Origin of the sequence: Nostoc sp. FACHB-280 (assembly GCF_014697615.1) — a bacterium.
In the GTDB taxonomy this organism is placed as follows: domain Bacteria; phylum Cyanobacteriota; class Cyanobacteriia; order Cyanobacteriales; family Nostocaceae; genus Nostoc_B.
The window spans coordinates 67,362-73,805 of the sequence record NZ_JACJSD010000035.1; the positions used below are offsets into that span (position 1 = coordinate 67,362).

Here is a 6,444-nt window from a genome sequence, read left to right on the forward strand (position 1 = left end):
AAGCTTTGTTGCGAGTTTAGCAGGACTTACGCGAAAAATTTGCAAAAAGCTGAATTTGTCATAAACACGTAGCTGCTTCCCGCAGGGTCTCCCAGAGAAGAACGCCAAAAACCGTAGAGTCTGCGTAAGTCCTCTTTCGTATACCCACCCAATTGTCGGAAATATTCTCAATGACATCAAGTATCAACTTCAACCCTTCCCCTAGCTTAATTCCTGACAGGAATACTGCGGGTTTAGGCACATTCGGCGCACCTTCACCCCTAGATGTTCGCCTTCCTAACTCTCGTGCCGGTGCGCCGATCTACGGCACCGCAGCGAATGATGTGATTACTGCCATTAGCAATGTTAAAAGCGTCATCTTTGCCGGAGATGGAGTCAACCTGATCACCACTGGTCTGGGTCATGATGTGATTTACTCTGGTAGTGGCAGTGATTTTATTGATGGGGGTGGTGGAAATAACACCATCTTTGCAGGGGAAGGCAATAATCGTATTGTCACTAAGGGCGGGAATGATGTGATTTACGCCGGTGCAGGGAACGATACAATCTACTCTGGTGGTGGCAACGACATAATTTATGCTGGAGCAGGCAACAATATCATCAATGCAGGTACAGGCAGAGACTCTTTGTATCTGAGTGGTAATGGCAGCAACAAGCTAATTTTAGAAGGTGGTGCGGGTTCTGTTACCGTAACTGGTTTTAACACTACATCCGATAAAGTGCGCTTGGGAGCCAGCCTTTTGGGGCAATCTCTCAAGTTTGTCAGCCAGGGCGGTAATACCTTAGTGTATGCTGGTCGCGATCTCTTGGCGACGCTCAAGGGTGTAGCAAGTGGATCTCAAGCTTTGGTAGATAATGGCCCTCTCTACCGCTATCAGGCAACAGATTTGGGTTCTTTGAGTACTAACCCTAACGGAGCAGTCAACGCAGCTTCGATTAACAACTTTGGACAAATCGCTGGACGCTTTGACACAGGTGCAACCTTCACCAATACAAACGCCAACACAGGTGCAGTTCAACCCAACAACCTAGTACGTCAAGGCTTTATTTGGGAAAATGGCACCTTGACAGCCCTAACTAGCACTGGAGTAAAAAACGGTCAGTCCGAATTTGGTGCAGCCGACGGCACAACCCTCACCTTACTCACCCCCACTGTGAACACGATCAGCGATCGCGGCATTATTCTGGGAACAGGTGATGAAGTGCGCCAACCGATTCCGAGACCAACTGATCGCGCCTTACTTTGGGAGAAAGACAGCACCGGCACTTACCAGCTAACAATTAACGACTTTGGCAACGTAGAAAGTTACTTCCTGGACATCAACAAGAATAACCTGATCGTTGGTCGCAACATTGATGCCGCCGAATTTGACAAACCCCTCTACTGGCAAAATGGTGTGGTGACAGGTTTGGCAGAATTGGGTGGTGATGGCGGTACAGCCCGTGGAGTTAATGACAAGGGTCAAATCGTTGGTTATGTAGACAGCGATGGAAGTTTGAATGGTGTGGCGAAAAACACCGCCGTTCTGTGGCAGAAAGATGCCAACGGTGTGTATCAACTCACTAACCTTGGGACTTTTGGTGCCGAGCAAGCCACCCTGCGAGATATCAACAACGCTGGTCAGATCATTGGTTCCACCAGTAATGGTAGTGGAGCCACCGCTACCAGTACACCATTCTTGCTTCAGCCAGATGGCACATTTACCGCCATTGGCAGCCTGGGTGGTAATACAGGTTCCGTCAACGGCATCAACGAATTCGCTGAAGTGGTCGGGGCTTCTCAAACCGCCGCAGGTGTTAATCATGCCTATGTTTGGAGCAACGGTGTCTTAGCTGATCTAAACAACTTGATCAGCACACCCCTAACCTATAAAGGATCGGTAGTGACTTTGACCAGTGCCACCAGCATCAACGAATTCGGACAAATTGTGGCGACTGGAACTTACACCTACCAAGACACCTCGACCCCAACCCCGACCACCAGGACAGGGACTCGTTCTTATGTGCTGAATATCGCTTAGTGAATTGAGTAGTAGGAAAAATTCTGGATTTTAGATTGAACTTCAATCTAAAATCCAAAATCTCAAAATTAAAGTTCATTTCCAGTGTATCTATGCAAGACTCGAAATTCCAATCACTAGAGTCAAAAAGTGATGCTTCTGAATTTCCCAGACAACTAGACATCGCTACTGTCAGTGTCTATGGCTTGGCAATTCTCTCCGGGGGCTTGTTCTTGTTTTTGCCCTTGGTGAATTTACTTCACCCCAGCCCGTGGCAGCGATCGCTAGGAACAATCCATAGTTTCAGTGCCTTACTAACTACAGTAGTGGTCGCCTACACAGGACATCTGGCATTTCCTCTGCTGCGGGGTTCGAGCAAAGTGTTACCCCAAATGCGAACCTTAACCTTTTGGTCTACCGTAATTACTAGCCTTGGTATCCTCACAGGGAATATCGCCTACACCCGTTACCGAGCCAATATTGCCTATGGCGGGGCGCGGGCTTGGCTGAGGGCAAACACGCCCTTAGTTCAATACATTTTCATGGAGTTTCACGAATTTAGCTGTCTGTTTACACTCCCGTTGGGTGTCGCCTGTACCTGGATTTTATGGCACTACGGCGACTCAATTTTAGATAAGCAAAATCGTCCGGTACTGACAGCAACCTGTGTAGCTTTAATGGGGATGATGTTTTTTGCAATGGGCGGTTTGGTATCAGGATTAGCGATCGCTAAAGTCCATGCCCTCTAGTCCAAACAGTGGCAATTTCAATTCATTAAGGAAAATCTATATGCCAAAACCCCTGGTTCAACATCTGAGGAGCGAGCCAATTTACACTCGCTTCTGGAACCGATTCAAGCAGTTTCCTAAAGGACTCCATACTGGATCATCTACTCCACCCACTGTTTCAGGCCCAGCCGCCGCAGCCCTCATTAGCGGTGGAGTGGGAGCCGTTGCGATGATGGCAACTCACCACTTTGCCGAGCTTTCCAAAGCAAACAATCAGATTGTGATTCAGATGGGTAGCTGGATTCCAGGCGCGATGAACTCCGACCTAATGTGGGGCAACTTGGAAAACTACGCAGGTAAGGAAATGATGTTTTTTATCGGTTGGTGGGGCAGTTGGGCTTTGCTGCATCAGGTGTTGAAGTATCGGCAGGTGAAGCCACGAACTTTATTAGTTTGGCTGTTTGGTTTGTTCACGCTGGCAACAGCTATGGCGTGGCACCCTTTATTCCCTTGGCTGTCGTTGATGTAGGAGTACTAATTGTTATGCAAAATTCAACTACCAAGATGCACCGATACATCTTGGGCTGGATCGGATTGATGGTTGCTTTTGGAGTAACAGTACCAATAGCTATGCTGCGGGTCAGTACTAACCCAAAGTTTGCCAATCAACCCTTCAACTCGCAAACATGTGATTCTCGTAACCCAAAAACCCACACAGTTACATCTTGGATTGAAACTTGCAGCCATATAAGCGTTGCGCCTCAAGGTGTTATGCAGCACAAATCTGAACAAACAGGGCATAGACCATAGTAATACTTTCACTATGGCCAGAAAAAGCCAAAGAGTCGTCGCTCCAAGCTAAGTCTTCTTGACAGGAATTAATTGTCTAAAATTTAGCTTGAGCGGCTGCCACATCTCCATCAGTGGTATTGCCACTATTTGGCTGAACAGATGTATTTTGTTGTTGAATCTTTTGAATAAAAAAGTCTTCCAACGAATGTCGCGCTAAATCAAAAGAAATAATTTTACCTTCCATTAAGCGAAGACTATCAAGAAAATCATAGTAGTCCTCTGTTAAAGTGCCTTGCCAAGAACCATCATGGCTAAATGTCAAGTTAGATAGCCATTTGTGCAGCACTTCTTTGTCACCACCTTTACCTTTGATTTGGTAAGCATGATTATTGCCTAACAATTCATCTAAAGAACCAGCACAAACTAATTCACCTTTGGCGAGAATGGCAATGCGATCGCAAATTTGCTCAACTTCACTCAGAATGTGACTATTAAAAAAGATAGTCTTCCCTGCGGCTTTTAACCCTAAAATAATTTCCCGCATTTGGTAGCGTCCCACGGGGTCAAGACCAGACATAGGTTCATCCAGGAATATCACTTCTGGGTCATTAATTAACGCCTGCGCCATACCGACACGCTGTAACATTCCCTTAGAATAACGCCGCATTTGTTTTTTGCGTGCATCCGCTACAGGTAAACCGACTAAATCTAACAGTTCTGGAATGCGCTTACGCTGGATATTGCGCGGAATTTGGAAGATTCCCGCCGCTAACTCTAAAAATTCCCAGCCAGTGAGATAATCATATAAATAAGGGTTTTCTGGCAGATAGCCGATACTTTGCTTGACTTGGCGATCGCCTAATGGTTTACCTAATAATAATCCCCGTCCCGCCGTTGGCCGGATAATTCCCAACAACAATTTTAATAAAGTCGTTTTCCCCGCACCATTCGGCCCCAACAACCCGAAAGTTTCACCCTGATAAACCGTCAAAGAACAGCCTTTGAGAGATACTATCTTTTGATTCAACCAAAAGCCAGTACGATAAACTTTTCGCAAATCAAAAGTTGCAACTACTGGCGAAACACCCGTAGGTTGCGGTTGAGATTCTGGAGTATCTATAACAGATGTCATTGTCAAAATTAAGAGAATTTTAGAAGATTTATGGGCGTTAATACATAAAACAAAGTCCGCCTGCGCTGACTAACAGAACTAAGCCCCAAGAAATATAGTTGTAAACTTTTTTATACTAAGTTGCTTGCCAAAATAGTATTCCTACTCCCATCTCAAGTAGAGACGTTGTATGCAACGTCTTGATAACTTTGACTACAAATTAGTATCAGTACCTTTATAATAGACAAATTTAAAAATGGCACGTTTTTCTGAAATTATCAGAAGCTATTTATAAAGTAAGTATTTAAGTAGTGGCGTGGCAAGCCTTAAATGTTGCATGATAAATTTCTTGTGGGATGGGCTTCTAGCCCGTCCGGTGCGGGCAGGATGCCCACACCACAAGAGTTATTTTTATGCCCTATTTTAGCCTTGCCACGCCACTACTTACATTGCAAAAATTAAATATTAGTCCTATAGTGCAGAAATTCTAGATGATTCATATATTTACGATCTGTTGAAGCTAATTTGATTTATATCTAATTTTTAAACATAAAATTATTAGGTTAAATATAAATGATATGGCATTAGCAATAATAATAGGTAATGCTTGTAAAGCAATGCCATAAACTAACCACAATAATAAGCCACTCATAAATGTAATCAACATCACAAAAGACACATCTTTTGCTGATTTGCTTTTCCAGGTTTTAAACATCTGGGGCAGAAATGCAATGGTCGTTAATGCCCCAGCAACTAACCCTAAAATTGTTAAAAAATCCATTAGACTTGAGTAATATTTGTAAATATATGCAACGAACATATATTATCATAGATTAATCTGGCAAAATTTCAGTTATTCATGATTTTTGGTTGTTTTTAGATAAGATTTAGCCCAAGCATACCTGTGTGGGTCTTTCTTGAGCAAATACATTGCAGCTTCATGACGTTGTTCTTCATTTTTTGTATTGCGAAATACTCTTTTTAATTCAGCATCTATATCTTCAGCTTCAGCACCCAATTGTATTGCTTGTTCAAACCAAATATCACCTTCTTCATAGTCATGTCTGTCATAACATATAGCACCCATTAATGTGTAAGGTTGATAACCATCTGGCTGAAAAGCCACAGCTTTCCTTGCACAATTTTCCGCTTCTGATAAATCATTTATATCTCTAAATGCTGCACCTCTAGTAACTAGAATTGCTGATTTTATCTGAGTATCTCTTATTTTACTTAAGTCTATATTAGTCAATTTTAAAGCTTGTTTTGGTTCATTAGCTTTCCGCCAATAGCTACTAGCTGTAGGAATCTTATTCTTGTTACCATTTTGCTTGATTTCCTGCTCGTAAAACTCTGCTTCTAATCTATAATGTGCAATTGCAATTTTACCATCACGAGACAACATATTTTTTTCTATTAATTGAGTCACTAATAAAATATCTAGGCGTTCTTTTTTCTCTAGTTTTAGCATAATTTCGTAAAATGGCTGCATTGGTATTAAGGGATCTATCAATCCATATTTTCTTTTAAGAATAGTAAAGTGTTTTTGTTTAGCTAAAGCTATAATATCTTCACGCCCATTATCTTCTAGCCATTCAATTTCTGTATCACTTAGTGGTTTTTCTAACGCTATCTTGGATTTTAAATAATCAACATATTTATTGTTCACAATTCCTAGGGTTTCTAGCAGAAGTGTTGAATGTTAAGAAAAAACCGATAAAAATCGCCCAAAGTTTGGTAAAATTTGGGCGATAAACATAAATATATCTGTTTGATAGTGATTATAAATACATTTCCCAAAGTTGTCAAAGAT

General features: G+C 42.5%; 6 protein-coding genes. 3 read left to right on the top strand and 3 right to left on the bottom strand.

What is annotated here, in order from left to right; translation table 11 throughout:
* The first annotated feature begins 170 nt into the window (after nt 1-170).
* The 3 genes from H6G75_RS22730 (at nt 171) to H6G75_RS22740 (ending at nt 3,257) form a co-directional block, all read left to right on the top strand.
* Nucleotides 171-2,021 (top strand): DUF3466 family protein, encoded by a 1,851-nt coding sequence (locus tag H6G75_RS22730; protein ID WP_190982243.1) that lies wholly within the window; start codon nt 171-173, stop codon nt 2,019-2,021.
* A gap of 92 nt (nt 2,022-2,113) precedes the next feature.
* On the top strand, nt 2,114-2,749 hold the full coding sequence (locus tag H6G75_RS22735; protein WP_190982244.1) for a hypothetical protein: 636 nt from the start codon (nt 2,114-2,116) through the stop codon (nt 2,747-2,749).
* 40 nt (nt 2,750-2,789) lie between these two features.
* Nucleotides 2,790-3,257, top strand: a complete 468-nt coding sequence (locus H6G75_RS22740) for a hypothetical protein (protein WP_199337985.1) — start codon at nt 2,790-2,792, stop codon at nt 3,255-3,257.
* Nucleotides 3,258-3,614: 357 nt separating this feature from the next.
* Here the strand turns inward: H6G75_RS22740 and H6G75_RS22745 are convergent, their stop codons facing one another.
* The 3 genes from H6G75_RS22745 to H6G75_RS22755 all read right to left on the bottom strand — a co-directional run bounded on the left by H6G75_RS22745 (nt 3,615) and on the right by H6G75_RS22755 (nt 6,300).
* Nucleotides 3,615-4,652: an ABC transporter ATP-binding protein gene (locus tag H6G75_RS22745; protein WP_190982245.1), complete on the bottom strand. Its 1,038-nt coding sequence runs from the start codon at nt 4,650-4,652 to the stop codon at nt 3,615-3,617.
* A gap of 499 nt (nt 4,653-5,151) precedes the next feature.
* On the bottom strand, nt 5,152-5,412 hold the full coding sequence (locus H6G75_RS22750; protein WP_190982246.1) for a SemiSWEET transporter: 261 nt from the start codon (nt 5,410-5,412) through the stop codon (nt 5,152-5,154).
* 72 nt (nt 5,413-5,484) lie between these two features.
* Nucleotides 5,485-6,300, bottom strand: a complete 816-nt coding sequence (locus H6G75_RS22755) for a hypothetical protein (RefSeq protein ID WP_190982247.1) — start codon at nt 6,298-6,300, stop codon at nt 5,485-5,487.
* Between the last annotated feature and the right edge of the window lie 144 nt (nt 6,301-6,444).

Bases quoted from the DNA above. Each gene is read 5' to 3' on its own strand.
- H6G75_RS22730 (WP_190982243.1), top strand. From the start codon at position 171: ATGACATCAAGTATCAACTTCAACCCTTCCCCTAGCTTAATTCCTGAC.
- H6G75_RS22735 (WP_190982244.1), top strand. From the start codon at position 2,114: ATGCAAGACTCGAAATTCCAATCACTAGAGTCAAAAAGTGATGCTTCT.
- H6G75_RS22740 (WP_199337985.1), top strand. From the start codon at position 2,790: ATGCCAAAACCCCTGGTTCAACATCTGAGGAGCGAGCCAATTTACACT.
- H6G75_RS22745 (WP_190982245.1), bottom strand. From the start codon at position 4,652: ATGACATCTGTTATAGATACTCCAGAATCTCAACCGCAACCTACGGGT.
- H6G75_RS22750 (WP_190982246.1), bottom strand. From the start codon at position 5,412: ATGGATTTTTTAACAATTTTAGGGTTAGTTGCTGGGGCATTAACGACC.